Source organism: Humisphaera borealis (assembly GCF_015169395.1).
In the GTDB taxonomy this organism is placed as follows: domain Bacteria; phylum Planctomycetota; class Phycisphaerae; order Tepidisphaerales; family Tepidisphaeraceae; genus Humisphaera; species Humisphaera borealis.
In genome coordinates, this window is record NZ_CP063458.1 from 4,157,287 (window position 1) to 4,174,992 (window position 17,706).

17 protein-coding genes are annotated in these 17,706 nt (G+C 63.4%); 10 read left to right on the plus strand and 7 right to left on the minus strand.

The window, feature by feature from the left end:
• Positions 1-86 precede the first annotated feature (86 nt).
• On the minus strand, positions 87-578 hold the full coding sequence (locus IPV69_RS15445; protein WP_206290587.1) for a MarR family winged helix-turn-helix transcriptional regulator: 492 nt from the start codon (positions 576-578) through the stop codon (positions 87-89).
• A 611-nt stretch (positions 579-1,189) separates the two neighbouring features.
• A complete protein-coding gene (locus IPV69_RS15450; RefSeq protein WP_206290588.1) occupies positions 1,190-1,513 on the minus strand; it encodes a hypothetical protein in 324 nt (107 codons plus the stop codon).
• Between the two features lie 112 nt (positions 1,514-1,625).
• Between IPV69_RS15450 and IPV69_RS15455 the strand changes: the two genes are divergently transcribed.
• The 3 genes from IPV69_RS15455 to IPV69_RS15465 all read left to right on the plus strand — a co-directional run bounded on the left by IPV69_RS15455 (position 1,626) and on the right by IPV69_RS15465 (position 4,557).
• The gene (locus tag IPV69_RS15455; RefSeq protein ID WP_206290589.1) at positions 1,626-2,342 is read left to right on the plus strand and encodes a transposase; all 717 of its coding nucleotides are present in this window, start codon (positions 1,626-1,628) and stop codon (positions 2,340-2,342) included.
• A 167-nt stretch (positions 2,343-2,509) separates the two neighbouring features.
• Positions 2,510-3,226, plus strand: coding sequence for a transposase (locus tag IPV69_RS15460; RefSeq protein ID WP_206290590.1), 717 nt, complete (start codon positions 2,510-2,512; stop codon positions 3,224-3,226).
• 224 nt (positions 3,227-3,450) lie between these two features.
• Positions 3,451-4,557, plus strand: a complete 1,107-nt coding sequence (locus tag IPV69_RS15465; protein ID WP_206290591.1) for an IS110 family RNA-guided transposase — start codon at positions 3,451-3,453, stop codon at positions 4,555-4,557.
• Between the two features lie 427 nt (positions 4,558-4,984).
• Here IPV69_RS15465 and IPV69_RS15470 read toward each other — a convergent pair whose 3' ends face one another.
• A complete protein-coding gene (locus tag IPV69_RS15470; RefSeq protein WP_206290592.1) occupies positions 4,985-5,314 on the minus strand; it encodes a carboxypeptidase-like regulatory domain-containing protein in 330 nt (109 codons plus the stop codon).
• A gap of 235 nt (positions 5,315-5,549) precedes the next feature.
• Between IPV69_RS15470 and IPV69_RS15475 the strand changes: the two genes are divergently transcribed.
• The 5 genes from IPV69_RS15475 to IPV69_RS15495 all read left to right on the plus strand — a co-directional run bounded on the left by IPV69_RS15475 (position 5,550) and on the right by IPV69_RS15495 (position 10,311).
• Positions 5,550-6,236 (plus strand): IS110 family transposase, encoded by a 687-nt coding sequence (locus tag IPV69_RS15475; protein WP_206290593.1) that lies wholly within the window; start codon positions 5,550-5,552, stop codon positions 6,234-6,236.
• A 736-nt stretch (positions 6,237-6,972) separates the two neighbouring features.
• Positions 6,973-7,230 (plus strand): hypothetical protein, encoded by a 258-nt coding sequence (locus IPV69_RS15480; RefSeq protein ID WP_206290594.1) that lies wholly within the window; start codon positions 6,973-6,975, stop codon positions 7,228-7,230.
• A gap of 109 nt (positions 7,231-7,339) precedes the next feature.
• Positions 7,340-8,983 carry a phosphoglycerate dehydrogenase gene (gene serA, locus IPV69_RS15485; protein WP_206290595.1) on the plus strand — a complete coding sequence of 548 codons (1,644 nt, stop codon included), beginning with the start codon at positions 7,340-7,342 and terminating at the stop codon, positions 8,981-8,983.
• Between the two features lie 138 nt (positions 8,984-9,121).
• Positions 9,122-9,853: a glycerol-3-phosphate 1-O-acyltransferase PlsY gene (plsY, locus tag IPV69_RS15490; protein ID WP_206290596.1), complete on the plus strand. Its 732-nt coding sequence runs from the start codon at positions 9,122-9,124 to the stop codon at positions 9,851-9,853.
• A gap of 26 nt (positions 9,854-9,879) precedes the next feature.
• Positions 9,880-10,311 (plus strand): thioredoxin family protein, encoded by a 432-nt coding sequence (locus IPV69_RS15495; RefSeq protein WP_206290597.1) that lies wholly within the window; start codon positions 9,880-9,882, stop codon positions 10,309-10,311.
• Positions 10,312-10,322: 11 nt separating this feature from the next.
• Here IPV69_RS15495 and IPV69_RS15500 read toward each other — a convergent pair whose 3' ends face one another.
• The 3 genes from IPV69_RS15500 to IPV69_RS15510 all read right to left on the minus strand — a co-directional run bounded on the left by IPV69_RS15500 (position 10,323) and on the right by IPV69_RS15510 (position 14,176).
• Entirely contained in the window at positions 10,323-11,021 is a 699-nt protein-coding gene (locus IPV69_RS15500) for a hypothetical protein (RefSeq protein ID WP_206290598.1), read from the minus strand.
• Between the two features lie 215 nt (positions 11,022-11,236).
• The gene (locus IPV69_RS15505) at positions 11,237-12,745 is read right to left on the minus strand and encodes a class I adenylate-forming enzyme family protein (protein ID WP_206290599.1); all 1,509 of its coding nucleotides are present in this window, start codon (positions 12,743-12,745) and stop codon (positions 11,237-11,239) included.
• 105 nt (positions 12,746-12,850) lie between these two features.
• On the minus strand, positions 12,851-14,176 hold the full coding sequence (locus tag IPV69_RS15510) for a sulfatase-like hydrolase/transferase (protein ID WP_206290600.1): 1,326 nt from the start codon (positions 14,174-14,176) through the stop codon (positions 12,851-12,853).
• 323 nt (positions 14,177-14,499) lie between these two features.
• On the opposite strand from IPV69_RS15510, the gene IPV69_RS15515 reads away from it, so the two are divergent.
• Both IPV69_RS15515 and IPV69_RS15520 read left to right on the plus strand, forming a co-directional pair.
• Positions 14,500-16,161, plus strand: a complete 1,662-nt coding sequence (locus IPV69_RS15515) for an alkaline phosphatase PhoX (RefSeq protein ID WP_206290601.1) — start codon at positions 14,500-14,502, stop codon at positions 16,159-16,161.
• A gap of 25 nt (positions 16,162-16,186) precedes the next feature.
• Positions 16,187-16,825: a cupredoxin domain-containing protein gene (locus IPV69_RS15520; RefSeq protein ID WP_206290602.1), complete on the plus strand. Its 639-nt coding sequence runs from the start codon at positions 16,187-16,189 to the stop codon at positions 16,823-16,825.
• Positions 16,826-16,967: 142 nt separating this feature from the next.
• Here the strand turns inward: IPV69_RS15520 and IPV69_RS15525 are convergent, their stop codons facing one another.
• Entirely contained in the window at positions 16,968-17,540 is a 573-nt protein-coding gene (locus IPV69_RS15525) for an NADH-quinone oxidoreductase subunit B (RefSeq protein WP_206290603.1), read from the minus strand.
• Positions 17,541-17,706: the final 166 nt, after the last annotated feature.

Below are 17,706 nucleotides of genomic sequence, written 5' to 3' on the forward strand. Positions count from 1 at the left end.
TTACACTGCGACAAACCACTTACACTGCGGCAAACCAATCACACTGCGACCAACGCACCCATGCAGGCCGCGACGCCGGCAGCCTCTCAGCCGTCGGCGATCTCTTCTTCAGGCTCCATGGGACCGCCAAACAGTCCGGCGAGCAGTTCCATCGATTGGACGATGGCACCCCGTTCGGAAGCCGAGAGTTCGCGAAGGTGAGTCGCCAGCTCGTTTTGGGTCTGCTTCCGAGCGAACTCGAGCAGATCCCGCCCCTTGGCCGACAGCAGCAGCGCGACCTGCCGGCGGTCTTCCGAGCAGACCGCCCGGCGGACCATGCCCTTGCGAACCAGTCCGGCAACAATTCGCGAAGACGTCGGCAGGGACGCGCCAAGGTTGTCGGCCACGAGCGACAGGCTGGCATTGGGGAAGCGATCGAGCAGCACCAGCGTGCGAAACGCCGGCATGGACAAACCGTGCGTGCGATGCCGCCGCATGTACCGGCGGATGTACCACATCACCTGGGGCAGGCCGTCAAGCATCGCGCGGGCGCAGACTGCGGGCGACGACGAATCAGTTGCCTCAGGCAATCGTTGCATGTGACAACAGTACGCACCGGGATCGAGTTCGATCAACCCGAATAATCCGGAAGGGCATCCGAGGGTCGAGACCAGTTTTCGGTGCGGCAATCGGCGTGCGGGCAACCAGCCTGTAGGGAGGGCGTATTCGCCCACGCGAGCGGCGAGGCGTGGGCGAGTACGCCCTCCCTACGACCTTGAGCGAGTTGATGGTCGCCTTGAGCCAGTAGGATTCGTTGCGCGATCCGTCGCCACAAGCGAGAGCGTAGCGGGTGCAGCACAATCACGCGCCGGGTAGAACCGCAGCGATCAAGAAAGCGGCGGTAAATCGTTACCAGTCTGTAGGGCTACAGAATTGGACCTGTCCCTGTCCCGTTTTCTGTCCAGCGAGTAGAGGCGTGTGCCATGAGATGCTCCGGGGCAAAGCGTGTGGACGTCAGCGTGCGGTGCTGACCGGCCTAAGACTATACCCACAAGTGGCCCGGAAGTCGGGATAAAATGCCGACGGGCCTCTTCTTCGATCGCGGGGTTCGCAGCCGAACTCACCGGCGTAGGAGTCGGCCTGCCGTTTGTTGACCGTTTACAACTCTGCCTGGGGCACAACAGTTCCCAACCAGCCGAGCCGCCACTATCTAGGGGAGCGTGCTGTTTCCTTCCTCATTGACGAAATCGCCCGAACCTTCCGGCTGGCGTCTAGCTGCATCGATTACAAATCGGGGTATCTTTCTGTCACCAAGAAACTGGACCGCATCTTCAATGCCGATGTCATCAGATCTCGTAAAACGCATCTCGTCAAGCAATAGAGTTTCCTGAACAGAATCTATGTATCCAACTAAAATAGCCTGACCGATATTGTTCAGAACCTGTATCTGAAACCATTGACTGTCGAGCTGGCCTGGCCAGCGGTCGCCATGGTGCAAGTGGCTCACAAAGAAGATAGCGTGTCCTTCTGACATGGGATTCTCGTCAATCATGTATTTGAGAAGGGGGAACCAAGATTTTAGAAGATAAGGGGACATCACTCTTTTCTGTTGACTCCCGCCAACCGTAATGGCTATCCTTTCGTCCGTGCCACGTACCGCCCGCTCCATCGCCGCAGGGGGATTCTACCATGTCCTCAATCGCGGCAACGGACGGCAGGCGATCTTCCACAAGGACGCCGACTACGACACCTTCTGCCGCATCTTTGCCGACGGGCTGCGGCGATATCCCGTGAAACTCTACTGCTGGTGCCTGATGCCCAATCACTGGCACCTGATCCTGTCGCCGGAGGACGCCGACGCCATTGGCAGGCTGCTGGGGTGGGTCGGCGTCACGCACGTGCGTCGGCACCACGCCCATTATCACACTGCCGGCGGCGGACACCTGTACCAGGGACGGTTCAAGAGTTTCCCGATCGAAGGCGGTAAGCATTTCCGGGCGGTCTGCCGGTATGTCGAGGCCAACCCCCGCCGGGCGAAACTGGTGAAGCGGGCCGAAGACTGGCGATGGAGCAGCCTGGCGGCCCACGTCGATCCGCCGGCGGCAAGGCCGGAGGATGTCGCCGCCGACGCGTGGCCGGCGTTGACGCGTTGGCCGGGGAAGAAGCCGGCGGATTGGGAGCAGCGGGTGAACCGCCCGATCGAAGTCGCTGAGGCCGAGGCGATGAAGTTGAGCATCGCGCGGGGCCGGCCGTACGGGTCGGCGACGTGGACCGCCGAGACGGCGAAGAAGCTGGGGCTGGAGTACACGCTCCGCGACCGCGGCCGACCGAGGAAGGAGCGGGAGGATGAGGGAAAAGAGTGATGTCCCCTTAGTGTGCAAGGAGAAGCTGTATCTGAGATGAGAGTAGGCCTCTCGTAGTCGAGCGACAGGGCTTGGCTGCAAACCGGCTCAAGCTGCGGTGAGGAATATAAGGGGACATCACTCTTTTCTGTTGACTCCCGCCAACCGTAATGGCTATCCTTTCGGCCGTGCCACGTACCGCCCGCTCCATCGCCGCCGGGGGATTCTACCATGTGCTCAATCGAGGCAACGGACGGCAGCCGCTCTTCCGCAAGGACGCCGACTACGACGCCTTCTGCCACATCCTCGCCGACGGGCTGCGGCGATATCCCGTGAAACTCTACTGCTGGTGCCTGATGCCCAATCACTGGCACCTGGTCCTGTCGCCGGAGAACGCCGACTCGATCGGCAGGCTGCTGGGGTGGGTCGGCGTCACGCACGTGCGTCGGCACCACGCCCATTATCACACCGCCGGCGGCGGGCACCTGTACCAGGGGCGGTTCAAGAGTTTCCCGATCGAAGGCGGCAAGCATTTCCGGGCGGTCTGCCGGTATGTCGAGGCCAACCCCCGCCGGGCGAAACTGGTGAAGCGGGCCGAAGACTGGCGATGGAGCAGCCTGGCGGCCCACGTCGATCCGCCGGTGGCAAGGCCGGAGGATGTCGCCGCCGACGCCTGGCCGGCGCTGACGCGCTGGCCCGGCCGGAAACCGGCGGACTGGGCCGAGTGGGTGAATAAGCCGATCGAGGTCGCCGAGGCCGAGGCGATGAAGCTGAGCATCGCCCGGGGCCGGCCGTACGGGTCGGCGAAGTGGACTGCCAAGACGGCGAAGAACCTGGGGCTGGAGTACACGCTCCGCGACCGCGGCCGGCCGAGGAAGGTGCGAGAAGATGATGGAAAAAAGTGATGTCCCCTTTTCTTCCTCCCTGTTTCGCGCCTCCGACTATCGGGCTAGCCGCCGCATAACGTAAGGCCGTTGAGCGGCCGCGGCGGCGCACACGCGACGCTCGACCGCAAGTGAACTATACCGCCGCCGCGGTCCGCTCCAGAGAACCCATGCAATCCCGCCGCCGATCTGTGACGATCGGCGACACCTCTCACCACAAGAGTTCCTTACCACAGGAGGATTGCATGAGCCTCGCAAAGATCATCGCGCTGGACCTGGGCAAGTTCAAGACCGTCTGCTGCGTGATGGATGCGGCGACGCGGGAGTCGGCGTTCGAGACGGTTCAGACCTCTCCCACCTCGCTGCACGAGTTGATCGTCAAACAGCTGCCGCCGTCACCTGCCGACGCGCTCGTGGTCTTCGAGACCTGCGACCTGGCAGGCTGGGTGCACGATCTGTGTCAGGGGCTGGGCGTCAAAGTGATCGTCACCCACGCCAACGGCGAAGCCTGGCAGTGGCGACGCGTCAAGCGCAAGACCGATCGCGATGACGCCCTGAAGCTCGCGAAGCTGGCGTTGCTCGATCAACTCGGCCCCGTGCACATGCCGTCGCCCGACCAGCGGCAGCGGCGACGGCTGGTCCTGCACCGCCGATCGGTCGTCAGCCGGCGGACGCAGAGCCGCAACGCGATCCGTGCGATCTTCAACCAGCAAGGTCTTTCGCTGGCCAAGGGCGGCAAGCAGTGGACGATTGCCGGGCTCGCCCAATTGCGTGAGCACGCGCGGCCGCTCGCCGAATGCGACCTGGCGGATCTCTGGCGTGGACGGCTGGAGGTCGAGCTGTCGCTGATGCAGGCGGCCGACGCTCAACTCAAAGTCCTCGACGCCAAGCTCGACGAACTGGGAAAGCATGATGCGCGGATCCAGTTGCTGCAGACAGTGAAGGGCGTCGGGCCGCGAGTCGCCGAGGTGGTCGTGCTGCACCTGGACGACCCGCACCGTTTCAAGTCGGCGGACCACGTCGCCGGCTACGCGGGGCTCGTTCCCAAACAGATCGAAAGCGGTCAAATGAGCCGCTTCGGACACATCACCGGGCGAGGGCCGGCGCTCTTACGGAGCATGCTGGTGGAGGCGGCGTGGGTGGTGTGGCGACACAACGCCTGGGCACAGGCGTGGGTGGCGAAGATCTCGCGCGGCAGCCGGGCGAGGCGGAAGATCGCGATGGTGGCGCTGGCGCGGAAGCTGCTGACGATGCTCTGGTCGATGATGAAGCACAACCGGCCGTTCCAGACGCCGACAAGCGGTCCGCCGATGGCGGCGTTACCACTGCCACCGATGTTGGCACTGGCCTGACGCCGATTGGAAAAACACTGACAAGTTGAACGATCGGGTACGACGACAGCAACGAGAGAAGACCGAACAAGAGATGAACGCCACGAGATGTTGAAGGTTCCGCCGAAGCTTTGCCAGAAGCGCACCCTCGTGCGAACGAGCCTGCAGACCGCGACTAACCAGGTGCACGGGTTGTCGACGTGCGATCCAGCGAATGCGGCGCAGGCCTCGTCTGGGTGAATGCGGCTCCGGACCCTGAGGTTCGGATGACCAGCGAATAGTCGTGTGAAGCGCACGCGGACGCGGACGGCAGCGAAAACGGAACCGGAGACGAAGGAATGAATGAAGAGCCGCCGCTGTGCGGCGACGGGAACGCGCGCTCAAAATTTACTGTTGATCGAGAGCGGGATTCATAGTCGGCGGGTTATGCGGCGATTGACGTCCCCTTTCAAGGTAGCTTAAGCACACCAACGTCTATTCCGGACCGTGGCGGCCCTTTTCCGTCGAAACGTAGCCCTCCGCTGACCTGAGTCGTGGGCACCGCTTTGCCACCCGATGTGACGACGACGGTGAAACGGGGATCGGGAACCCACATCAGCAGGCCGACAGCGGCCACCTCGACCAGCTTGCTCCGCTCGCTTACGCGGAATGTGCCGTCGTTTCGCGTGACTGTGACAGCGACGTCTTCGCCGCTCCAATCGCGAAGGGAGACCGTCGCGCCGGCAACGGAGGCCGAGGCGTTGTCTACGACCCGCCCGCGAACGGAAGGCACATTCACGTACGTCGCGCACCCCGAACACAAGGAGGCTATAGCGAACGCCCAAACGAGGCATTGTCTTCGCCACATAACGGACCAACGTTCAATGGCCGGCACCGCGCCGGTCGGTTTTGATTTTACCGAAAGCTTTAACGCGGGGCCGGTCCATTGCAGAGAACCCATGCAATCCCGCCGCTGATCTGTGACGATCGGCGACACCTCTCACCACAAGAGTTCCTTACCACAGGAGGATTGCATGAGTCTCTCAAAGATCATCGCGCTGGATCTGGGCAAGTTCAAGACCGTCTGCTGCGTGATGGACGCTGCCACGCGTGAGTCGGCGTTCGAGACGGTCCAGACCTCTCCAGTCTCGCTGCACGAGCTGATCGTCAAACAGCTGCCGCCGTCGCCTGCCGACGCACTGGTGGTCTTCGAGACCTGCGACCTGGCAGGCTGGGTCCACGATCTGTGTCAGGGCCTGGGCGTTCGAGTGATCGTCACACATGCCAACGGCGAAGCCTGGCAGTGGCGACGCGTCAAACGCAAGACCGATCGCGACGACGCCCTGAAGCTCGCGAAGCTGGCGTTGCTCGATCAACTCGGCCCCGTGCACATGCCGTCGCCCGATCAGCGGCAGCGGCGACGGCTGGTCCTGCACCGCCGATTGGCTACTCTTTCGCCCGTGCCACGTACCGCCCGCTCCATCGCCGCCGGGGGATTCTACCATGTTCTCAATCGAGGCAACGGACGGCAGGCGATCTTCCACAAGGACGCCGACTACGGCGCCTTTCTGCCGACGAGGCCGCCCGGCGAAGGCGGCGAGGGCGGAGAATCCCTGGGTCGTGAGCCGTTCTTGGCCTGTTCTGCGTCTCATTTTTCGGTCTACGGGCCGGAAACGGACGGCGGGCAAAAATCGGGTTGCAACTTTCCGCGCAGGATATAACATATACCGTACAAACGTGCCGGCGCCGGTCCGGGTTTCTGCCGCCCCGTCGGCGGGTGATCTCCGTGCGCGGCGCTGGCGGGTGTGATCCGTTGGCGTGGGCGTCGACTCCGCGGAGAATAATGAGAGCCGGGCGATTGGTGTTGATCGCGCCGGAGGGTCTGGTTTTGGTGGGTCGGAGACGTGGAGAGCGTAAAAGACGGTGAGACGGGGTGCGCAGGCTGATCGATCACTTGGGTTCGTTCGGCGCTGTCGTCTTGGGTTCGTTCGGCTAACAAGCCGACGGCGCAGCGTACTCGCGGAGCCCCGGGTTTACCGGCGGGATCTCGGGTTCGTTCGGCAGGAGGGCGCCATGTCAGGGACCCTTACGGCTGAATCAGTGACACGGGCTTCCAGGTGCGTGCGTGCAACGTCGTGGTCGATCGGCGCTCCGAACGACGGCTTCCAACGTCATCATTACCGACCATTTAGTGATTGCGAAGAGCTGAAGATGCGAAATGAACGGCTACCTTACGAATTATGCACCTCGCACGGGCTGGAAGCCCGTGTCACTGACGGGGTCGTTCGGTAAGAGGCTCTCGGGTTCGTTCGGCCGGGTTGCGCTGGGTTCGTTCGGCAGAAGTCGGTGATAGAGGATGAGCGGTCTTCGACGTGTGACGCACCTCGCACGGCTTGGAAAGCCGTGTCACGGACGGCGGGCTGGAGGGTCGCCTCAACACCGGCGTTGGAGGGGCCCATGGCGCAGAAACATCGAATTTCCCAAAACAAAGCCATTGAGGATCTCCAAAACCTCGTTTTTGGCGTCCAGAAGCGGTGGGGCGATCGCGTGCGTGTTGGCTTTGGGTCGGCGAATGACGCCGGAGCGGCGCTCGGTGCGAGAAACTGGGTCGGTATTCAGACGCCGGGCGGTTTCGACGGGGCGATGTATTCGGATGATATCCGCGGGCGATCGGAAGGGCCGAGCCGCCTTGCCTCAACCCCGGCGTCTCCTTAGGATCGCTCGCTTTCCCGCGGGAATGGCGTGCAGCCCAAGCCGGTTTGCCTGTCCGGCCCGCGAAGCTGAAATAGTCGCTCAATTTTTTTGATCCGAAGGGACAACCGCCATGCCGCAAGGTGCTGGGCTCAAGATTCTGGTCGCCGACGAACTCGCCAAGGAAGGTCTGGAACTGCTCAAGGAGTCCGGAATCTCGTTCGATGTGAAGATCGGTCTGAAGGAAGATCAACTCGCCGCCGAGACCCCGAACTACGACGCGATGATCGTGCGTTCCGGTGCGAAGGTCACCGCCAAGGTGATGGAGAACCCGGGCAAGCTGAAGGTGATCGCCCGTGCCGGCGTGGGTGTGGACAACATTCACCTGCCGACGGCAACCGCCAAGGGCATCCTGGTGCTGAACACCGCCGCCGCGAGCACGCTCTCGACGGCCGAGCACGCACTGGCGCTGATGATGTCGCTGGCCCGCAAGATTCCCGCTGCCGACGCGCACGTGAAGAGCGGCCCGGAGAAGTGGTCCAAGGCCAAGTACCAGGGCACGCAGCTGGCCGGTAAGACGCTCGGCGTGGTCGGCATGGGCCGCATCGGCCAGACCGTCGCCAGCCGTGCGATCGCGATGGAAATGACCGTCATCGGCTTCGACCCGTTCGTGCAGGCCGAGAGCCTGATGGACGGCAAAGTGAAGATGGTGCGCGATTTTGACCAGTTCCTGGCTCAGATCGATGTCATCACCTTTCACGTTCCGGGCGGCGAGGGCACCAAGCACCTGCTGAGCCGGGATCGGCTCTTTAACAAGTGCAAGCCGAACCTGCTGATCGTCAACGACGCCCGCGGCGAAGTGGTGGACGAGTTCGCGCTCGCCGAGGCGCTGGCCGAGAAGAAGGTGGCCGGCGCGGCGATCGACGTGTTCATCAAGGAACCGACGCCCGCCGATCACCCGCTGCTGAAGGCCCCCAACTGCGTGCTTACGCCGCACCTGGGTGCCCAGACGGACGAAGCCCAGACGGCAGTGAGTGTCGAGGCGTGCAAGGCGATCATCGCTTACCTGAACAGCGGCGAGATCCGCGGCGCGGTGAACGCCGGCGGCATCAAGCTCGATCTGCCCCCTGACGAGCTTCCGTTCACCAAGCTCGCGAGCCGGGTCGGCGCGTTGCTCGCCGGGCTGATGGACGGCGGCTACAAGACGATCACCCTTCGCGTCAGCGGCACCAAGGCACCGAAGCACATGAACACGCTGCTTCGCCTGGCGGCGGTCGAACTGCTGAAGCCGCACCTGGGCGAAGGCGCGGTGAATGTGATCAATGTCGAGCATCTGGCCCGCAGCCGGGGCATCGATCTGGTGGCGATCCACGAAGAAGCACCGCCGGCCGGGCTGGTAGGCGATATTGTCGGTGTTCGGGCCGACGGGCCGAATGGCGAATCGCACCGTGTTCTCGGCACGGTGTACGCCGACGGCCTGCCGCGCGTGCTGCGCATTGATAACTACGCGATGGACATGATTCCCGAGGGGAACATGGTCGTCATCCAGAACGACGACATGCCGGGCATGATCGGCATCGTCGGGACGAGCTTCGGCGACGCCAAGGTCAACATCGCCGACATGGTTATCAGCCGCGAGTACGACAAGGCCGGCAAGGCGACGGCGTTCCAGGTGATCAAGACCGACAGCTCGCCGGACGCGAAGCTGCTCGAAAGCCTCAAGGCCCGGCCGGGCATTTTGAAGGTGAAGTCGGTCGCGCTTCCGGCTCGCGGGTAAGCGAGCGCGTCATCGACGCAATCCATGATCTGGCGAACGCCCTCTCCGGCATCCTGTCGGAGAGGGCGCTTTGATTCTCATCAAGGCACAGACCCCCACTTTCCGATGTGCCGGGTGATCGGATACAAGGGCGATTCAATGACTCCGCCGCAGCAAACACTCCTGTATCTCATTCCCGTTGCTTACCTGGTAGGGTCGGTGCCGTTCGGGTTGATCGTGGGGAAGATGCGCGGCATTGACGTGCGCACCGCCGGCAGCGGCAACATTGGCGCGACCAACGTCGGTCGGTTGCTGGGGGCGAAGTACTTTGCGCTGGTGTTCGTCCTGGACATGCTCAAGGGGCTGGGGCCGATGGTTGCGGCGGGGGGCGTCCTGGGGTTTGTCGCGAACGATTCCCTCACCTACCTGCTCTGGCTCGCCGTCGGCTTCACGGCCATCCTCGGGCACATGTTCAGCGTGTTTCTCAAGTTCAAAGGTGGCAAGGGTGTCGCGACCAGCGCGGGCGTGGTGCTGGGGTTGTTTCCGTACTTCACGCTACCGGCGGCAACGGCGCTGGCGATCTGGGGAGCGCTATTCGGCCGCACGAAGATCGTCAGCCTCGCGTCCATCGCCGCGGCGATCGCCTTTCCCCTGGTCTATCTTGGCTTCGCGATCGCCGGCGACTGGCATCCGTTTGGGGAACAGCTGCCGCTGCTCCTGTTCTCGCTGCTGATGGCCGCGATGATTGTCCTGCGACACCGGACGAATATCTCCCGGCTGCGGGCCGGCACCGAGCACCGCTTCGGCAAGATCAAGCCGACCACCAACGGCGATCGCCTCGCCAGTGGCAATGGTGAATCGGGTGATGCGCACGGGCACAGCCGCGCCTGAGGCAGATCGTTCCTACAATCCTGCCAATGAACGAAGCCTCAAAACCCGTCTGGTTCATCCTGTTCGTGGTGGTGGGACTGGCGACCATCGTCGTGATCTCCCGGAGCCGTTCGGGCGGCGGCGACGGCCATGGTGCGGTCCCCTGGCAGACCGACCTGCTCGCCGCCCGCGAGGAGGGTGCCCGCAGCGGCAAGCCCGTGCTGCTCTATTTCACCGCGAGCTGGTGCCCGCCGTGCCAGAAGATGAAGTCGAGCACCTGGATGGATTCGGCGGTCGCCGACGTCATCAAGGCCCGGTACATCCCGGTCATGATCGATGTCGATGAACAGAAGTCGGTCGCTGCCGCCTATGGCGTGCAGGGCATACCAAGGGTGGAAGTGCTGTCGGCCAACGGCGATCGCAAGCTCATCACCGAAGGCTACCTCTCCCCGCAGGACATGGCCGCCGTGCTGCGATAGGCGCGAGGCGGCTACTTCAGCAGTTCCGCGTCCGCCGGCGGGACGAACGCCCGCTCCGGCTGGTCGCCGTTGATCTCCAGATCGCGGAGCTCGATGTCGATGGTTCCCTGTTCGCTCCTGGCGAGCAGGCGGGTGGGATGCAGGATGCCGTTAAACGTCCGGTAGCCACTGACATCGAGCGAGAAGCGTTCGACCCCGGCGGCGTCGAGTAATCCGTAGCGGCGGGGGGTCAGTGTCGGGCGGTCCACCTGGCAGACCACCGTTCGTCCGTCGGCCAGCGTTCGTCGGACGATCAACTGGCTCGCCGACGTCTGCACCGCCAGGCCCTGCTCTTCGAACAATCCGCCGGTGAAGGTGGCCCACTCGCGGGCGAAGCGGGCGGCGCTCTGGCTTGCGGGGATGATCTTGTCCTTGCGGGCCGGGTCGTCCATCGTCTTGACGAACATGCCCTGCGGGTTGAGCGTCAGGTCGAATACCGTCCGCCCGAACTTGAACGTCTGCAGTCGCAGGGCATCGGGCGGGCGGGTGGCCATCGCGCCGTCGAACTGCACGCTCTGCCCGTCGGGTTTGGTGAGCGTTACGCCCACCTCGGCCGACGTGGTATGAACCGCCTTCGACCGCTCGGCGAGGACTTTGATCGCCGTGGCCTCGTCAACCCAGTCGTACGTCGGCAGATTCTCCGGCGGCGGAGCCGGACGGCAGCCGCTCATGCAGATTGTCAGTCCGAAAAGGCAAAGCCACAGAGGCACAGAGGCATAGAGAGTCGATCGACGTGTCGAGCCAATCTCCAATCTGAAAAACAGAGTGTGCCGATCCGCAAGCGGGTTCGGCTGCTTCCAACGGCCCTCTGTGCCTCTGTGTCTCTGTGGCTCCCCATTTCCTGCGTCTCCGTGCCTCCGTGCCTCCGTGCCTTCGTGCCTGGATTTCATGACTCCTCCACCTGCTGCCGCAGCACTTTGCCCGCCGCGGAGCGCGGCAGCGCTTCGCGAAACTCGACGACACGAGGCACTTTGTACGCCGCTAGCCGGCCGCGGAGGAACTGGCGAATCTCTTCGCCGCCGGCGTTGCTGCCGGGACGGCGCACGACGATCGCCTTGAGCCGGCTGACGGTCTGCGTCACCGGCAGCGAGACAACGACCGACGCCGCCACCGCCGGATGCTCGGCCAGCACCGCTTCCACCTCCAGCGGGTTGACCTTCAGGCCGGCGACATCGATCAGCAGCTTCAGCCGGCCGGTGAGCGTGAGATTGCCGACCGCGTCCAAGTGTCCCAGGTCGCCGGTGACGAAGTACCCGTCGAGCAGCGGAGCAGACGAACCGTCGAGATAGCCGGCGAACATCGATCCGGCTTTTACCGCGACCTGGCCTTCGGCCATTGGCGGCAGGCTGTTGTCGGCGGTCGTGGCATCGACCGGCAAAATGCGGACTACCACGCCCGCCATCGCCCGCCCGACACTGCCGGGGTTGAAGCCTTCCTTGCGCGGATCACTGTAGGTGACCGAGCCGATCTCCGTCGCGCCGTAGAGTTGCGTGACGACCAGGCCGAGTGATTCGCGGCAGGCGTCACGGACGGCGTCGGGCAGCGGGCCGCCGGCCGAGTAGGCGGCGCGCAGATGCGGATATCGCTTGCCGGCGGCCTGGCGGGCGAGCGTTTCGTAGATGAAGGGCACGCCGGGAAAAATCGTCGCACCGGCGTCAAGCTCGGCCATCACGGTCGGCAGGTCGAACCCTTGGCAGAGCCGTACCGATGAACCCGCCCACAGGGGAGCGAGCAGTCCGTGTTCGATGCCGTACGAATGGCACAGCGGCACACAGGAAAGCACGCGGTCGCCGGGCCGAAAGTCGATCGCGGCGGCCATCGCGGCGGCGACGGCATCGAGAGACGCCGCGTTCCGAAACACAATCTTCGGCAGCCCGGTCGTCCCCGAGCTTTGCAGAAGCAGGCCGCCTTCGTTTACCGGGCGGACCGCAGGTCCCCGCGTTGACGGCGTGATGGCAGTTATGGCTGCGTTTGCGCTCACCGGCACCCCGTTACCCCGCGGCGCCGACAGCTCGTCCACCGGAATCATTCCGATGCGCAGCCCGCGAAGCGCCGCCTGTGCCTCGGGCGTCGCCACCGCAAGCCGCGCCGCCGACTGTGTCGCAGCGGCGGCAAGCTCGGCGGGCGTCAAACCCGGCGACACCGGAAAGACCCGCAGCCCCGCCGCCAGTCCCGCCAGAAACGCGACCACGAACTCAGGCCGGTTCGAACAGCAGATCAGCAGCACATCGCCGGGCGAGGCATCGCGAACCAACCGCTCGGCCAGGAGACTTGTTCCCGCGTGAAGTTCCGACCAGGTATAGGACAGCCGTTCTGCATTCGCGACCGACCACGCGACGGTGTCCGGACGCTCGCGGGCATGGCGTTCGAGTTGTTCGAGGAGTTGGAGAGGCATCGTGCGACGAAGCACTACTGTACGGACTTGCCCGGTCGGCCGGTACTGGAGAAAGAACGGCGACGTGCACTGACTTCCGTAGGGTCCGCCAAGGCGGACCCTACATTAACCTTTGATTCCCTTCAGATCGTCCGGCAACTTGGTGAGGTCGTCTTTGCGCAGGTCGTCCAGCATCGACCGCATCGCCTTGACTCTGTCCGGCTCGGTTTCGGCCAGGTCCTTTTCCTCGGCGATGTCCACCGCGACGTGGAACAGCTCAGATTTGGCACCGCGGGCGATCAGCTTCCATCCATCGTGCAGCACCACCTGCCCGCCGCCTAGGGGGATGTAGATTGGCCGGGGGTCGAGCGTGTCGGTCTTGCCGCTGATCACCGGCCAGACGTCGCGGCCATCGAACTTAGGCGTTTCCTTCGGCTGCCAGCCGGCGAGTTTCGTCAGCGTCGGCATCCAGTCGGCCGCATGCATGAACGCCGACACCTTGCGCGGCTGGAGCGTTCCCGGCCAGTTGGCAAACGCGCAGACGCGGATGCCGCCGTCGTACAACTGTGCCTTTTGCCCGCGCAGGGGCAGGTTGCTGCTAAGCGCTGGTGTCGGCGGGACCTGGCTCACGTACGCATTTCCGCCGGAATGAAGTCCGCCGTTGTCGCTGGTAAACACGATGAGCGTGTTCTTGCGCTGGCCGGTGCGCTCCAGCGCGGCGACGAGATCGCCGACCTTGGTGTCCATCTGCGTCACGAACGCGCCGAAACGCTGGAGCGATTCGTTCTTCTTCGGGTCGTCGCTGAACCGGGCACCTTCATAGAGCTTCTTATACTCCGGCGGCGTATCAACCGGGATGTGCACCGCCTGGAAGGGCACGTACACCAGCCAGGGTCCCTTGGCCGATTCGATCCATTTCACGGCCTGGGCGGTAACGAGCTCGGTCGCGTTGCCTTCTTCGTCGATCCGCTGCCCGTTGCGATGCCAGGTCTTTTCGTACTCCCCTTTGCGGTAACCGTGGGTCCAGGGATCGACCGCGCCCGAGAAGCTGCCGTAGCTCTGGTCGAACCCGTAGTGATTGGGGCCCCATTCCTCCCGCGAGCCCAGGTGCCATTTGCCGGACAGGTGCGTGCTGTAACCGGCCTCCTTCAACGCCGAGGCCAATGTCATCGTGCCGCGCGGGAATACCCGGAGGTTCGACGGCTGCAACGCGTGCGGCCCGAACCGGCTCGTCCAACGACCGCTGAGCAGTGCGGTACGGGTCGGCGTGCAGACCGGCTGGACGTAGTGCCGATCGAGTTCCACGCCGGTCTTGACGAGTCCGTCGATGACCGGCGTGCGGAACTTCCCGCCGTGGTAGCCCACGTCGGCCCAGCCCAGATCGTCGGCGACGATAAGAAGAATGTTGGGTTTGGCGTCGGCGGCGGGAAGCGCCGAGGAAGCGAGGGTCAAGAAGAACAGCAGGAGGAAGGTAGCGCGCGCTGGGATCATCCCAGTGATAGCCGGCCCAGACGGTAAATGTTGCCGTGGTGAATGGTCAACACGTGGGAACGTAAGGCTCGCCCCTTAATCTCGCGCTCGTTCTCTGCTATCGATTCCATATCGCAATGCTCTCGTATTAGAGGCCAAAGCACAAAACTGCTCGAACATCGGCCCTGATAATGCCGGAGGTCAAAAAACCGCACGTCGGTCCCTCGTGGTCCCATCGTGGCATCGGTTGAAAAGGTTCGGCAAGCGTTTTTGCACTGCGATTCACGTTCAAAGGGAGAAGAGAAATGTCGATTCGGATTCAGCGTCTCGCTGCTGCGGCCGCGGTGGGTATTGGCCTCTCACTGTCCGCCGGCACCGCGCTGGGGCAGAACAAGGGGCCCAGCACCGGCTCTACCCCTTATGCGGTCCCGGTAGCTCCGAATGTCAGAACCTATTCGATCGCGACGGTCGATAACGTCTCTAGCGCCGACGACACCTTCAACAAGATCGGCGGCGGCACCTACGGCATGGTCGGGGTCCCCGACGGCCTGGGCGCGTTCGACAACGGCGACCGGACGTTCACGGTCCTTATGAATCACGAAATCGGGGCCACGTCCGGCGTGGTTCGCGACCACGGTACGAATGGCTCATTCGTGTCGCGATGGATCATCAACAAGGACACCCTTGCCGTCGTCGGGGCCAAGGACCTGATCCAGAACCTGAATCTTTGGAACGGAACCGGCTACACCACCTTCAATACGTCGAACCCCTTGGCGTCGGGCGCTGGCATCGGCCGACTCTGCTCGGCGGATCTGGCTCCGGTCACCGCGTTCTCCAACGGCGCGGTGGGTACGCCCGCCCGCCTGTTCCTCAGCGGCGAAGAGACCGGCGCCGAAGGCCGCGTTTTTGCCCACATTGCGTCCGGTGCCAACGCCGGTAGCAGCTATGAGCTTCCGCGACTCGGAAAATTCTCCTGGGAGAATGCCGTCGCCAGCCCTTTCCAGCAGAACAAGACCGTCGTCATCGGCACTGACGACTCCACGCCCGGTCAGGTTTACGTCTACGTGGGCAACAAGACCGGTACGGGCACCGAGGTCGATAAGGCGGGTCTGACCAATGGCGCACTCTACGGGATCAAGATCCCCAGCGCCCCGCTGGAAGACACGGCCGCGAACGCTGCCCGCAACGCAACGCCATTCGGCATCGGCAAGGGTGGATCGACCGCGTTCAGCTTGCAGATCAAGAACACAACCGGCGATGTCTCCGGCCTGACCGGCGCGCAGATTCAGGCCGACAGCGCTGCCAATGCGATCACCGAGTTCCTCCGCCCCGAAGACGGCGCGTGGGACACCAAGAACGCCAATCGCTTCTATTTCGTCACGACCGACCGCTATGACCAGGTCAAAGATGGCACCGGCAGCCAGATTGGCCGCAGCAGGCTCTGGGCGCTCGACTTCACCGACATCACCAACCCGACCTCGGGCGGCCAGATCAAGCTTCTGCTGGACGGAAGCGAATCGCTCGCCAACGGCGGGTTGAACATGATGGACAACATCGGCGTGGACAAGGACGGCAACGTCATCATCGTCGAAGACGTCGGCGGCAACGCCCACAACGGCAAGATTGCCCGCTACAACCCCACCACTGGTAACGTCGAGATCCTTGCCAAACACGATACCGCGCGTTTCGGCGACATCGGCACCGGTGCCACGGCACCATTCTCCAACGACGAAGAGTTTTCGGGCGTCATCGATGTCACCGACATCATGTCGGACAGCCTGCTCAGGAACGGGCTTAGCGACGAACGCTGGTACCTGTTTGACGATCAAGCCCACTATGGAGCAGGAACAACCGCCCAGGTTGAAGGTGGCCAGCTTCTGATCATGGCCGTTCCCGAGCCCGGCACGCTTTGCTTCGTCGGTGGCATGATCGGCATGGCCACCCTTCGTCGCCGGCGCCGTCGCTGAACCACATCAGTACTGTTGTCACCCGATGCCGGCCGACCTGGTTCACCTGGGCGGCCGGCATCGGTTTGTTATTGCTGACGCGCCTCTGTGGCGCAACAATCTTCGTACGTCGGGAGAGATGATGACATCCCTGCACCGAATCCTAGCGATCATGGCCGTCCTGTGTCTGGCACCTGACGCCGAACCCTGCTCGATACCCCACACGCCGAATGGGCCCTGTGGCTCGTCAACGCTGCAGTGCCACTGCTCGAAATTCTCCGTTCAGGCCCCCAGCGCCTTGCAGATGGGCGCAGGTCAGTCCGGTATCGTGGATGTGACCATCCAGAACTTTCGTTTCACCTCGGCGTCGGTGGTTATTGAGCCTGGCACCACGGTTCGATGGACCAACCTTGATTCGATCGAGCACACCACGACCAGTCAGACCGGCCCGGGAACACTGGTCCCCAGCGGGATTTGGAACTCCGGTGCGATGCTGTTGAACGATGTCTTCTCATTTACGTTCAACAATCCTGGTACCTTCTCCTACTATTGCCAACCTCACGGCAGCGGTATGCAGGGGCTCATCACCGTCATTCCGGAGCCTGCGTCGGTCGCCGCGGCAATGTTGCTGGGTGCCGTGTTGATCGCTCGTCGCCGAGGCGGGCTGATGATGCGCCTCGGGTAGGACCAAAACGGCCTCAAGTCTCCTTGGGCTGCAGCCGACACGCGATTGCAAAGGCCGAATTTAAACGACGGTGGACTGCTTACCGCAGTCCACCGTCGTTCGATTCTGGGGTACTTCGCGGCCTCAACGACGCGCCGCAGTCCTACACCGAAAGCGGCCGGCCACCGATGGTGATCGGGATTCCCGCAGGCTGCGGCGTGGGGACGTAGCTGGGCTCGACTGCCAGTTGCAGGGGCCGACGCGGGCCCTTGGGCAGGCCGTCTTCGTCGATGATCCTCTGAATCGCCATTATGCCTTCAATCAGCGTCTCCGGGCGAGGCGGACAGCCGGGCACGTAAACGTCCACCGGCATGAACTGATCGATGCCCTGGACGGTGGAGTAGGTATCGAACACGCCGCCGGTGCTGGCACAGGCACCCATGCTGATAACCCACTTGGGCTCGGTCATCTGCTGGTAGATGTGCTGAAGGACGGGCATCATCTTCACGGTCACCCGGCCGGCGACGATCATGAGGTCGCTCTGGCGGGGGCTGAAGCGCATGGCTTCGGCACCGAACCGGGCCAGGTCGTAGCGGCTGGAGGCGGTCGCCATCAGCTCGATGCCGCAACAAGCCGTCGCAAAGGGCATGGGCCAAAGCGAGCTTCGGCGTGCCCAGTTGACGACCTTCTTGAGCTGGGTGGTCAGGACGTTGTCGGGGAGGGTTTGCGTATCCATGGTGATGCTCGTTCGCAGGTCCGCAGGGATAATAGTGGCTCGGCAGGCATGCGACCAGAGGCGAAGGTTTCAATTTGCGAGAGCAATCGGCCACAAAGGCTAAGATGCCCGACGCGTGATACGGCTATGCGACTTGCGACGATCTACATTTCGGCAGCCCTCGCCT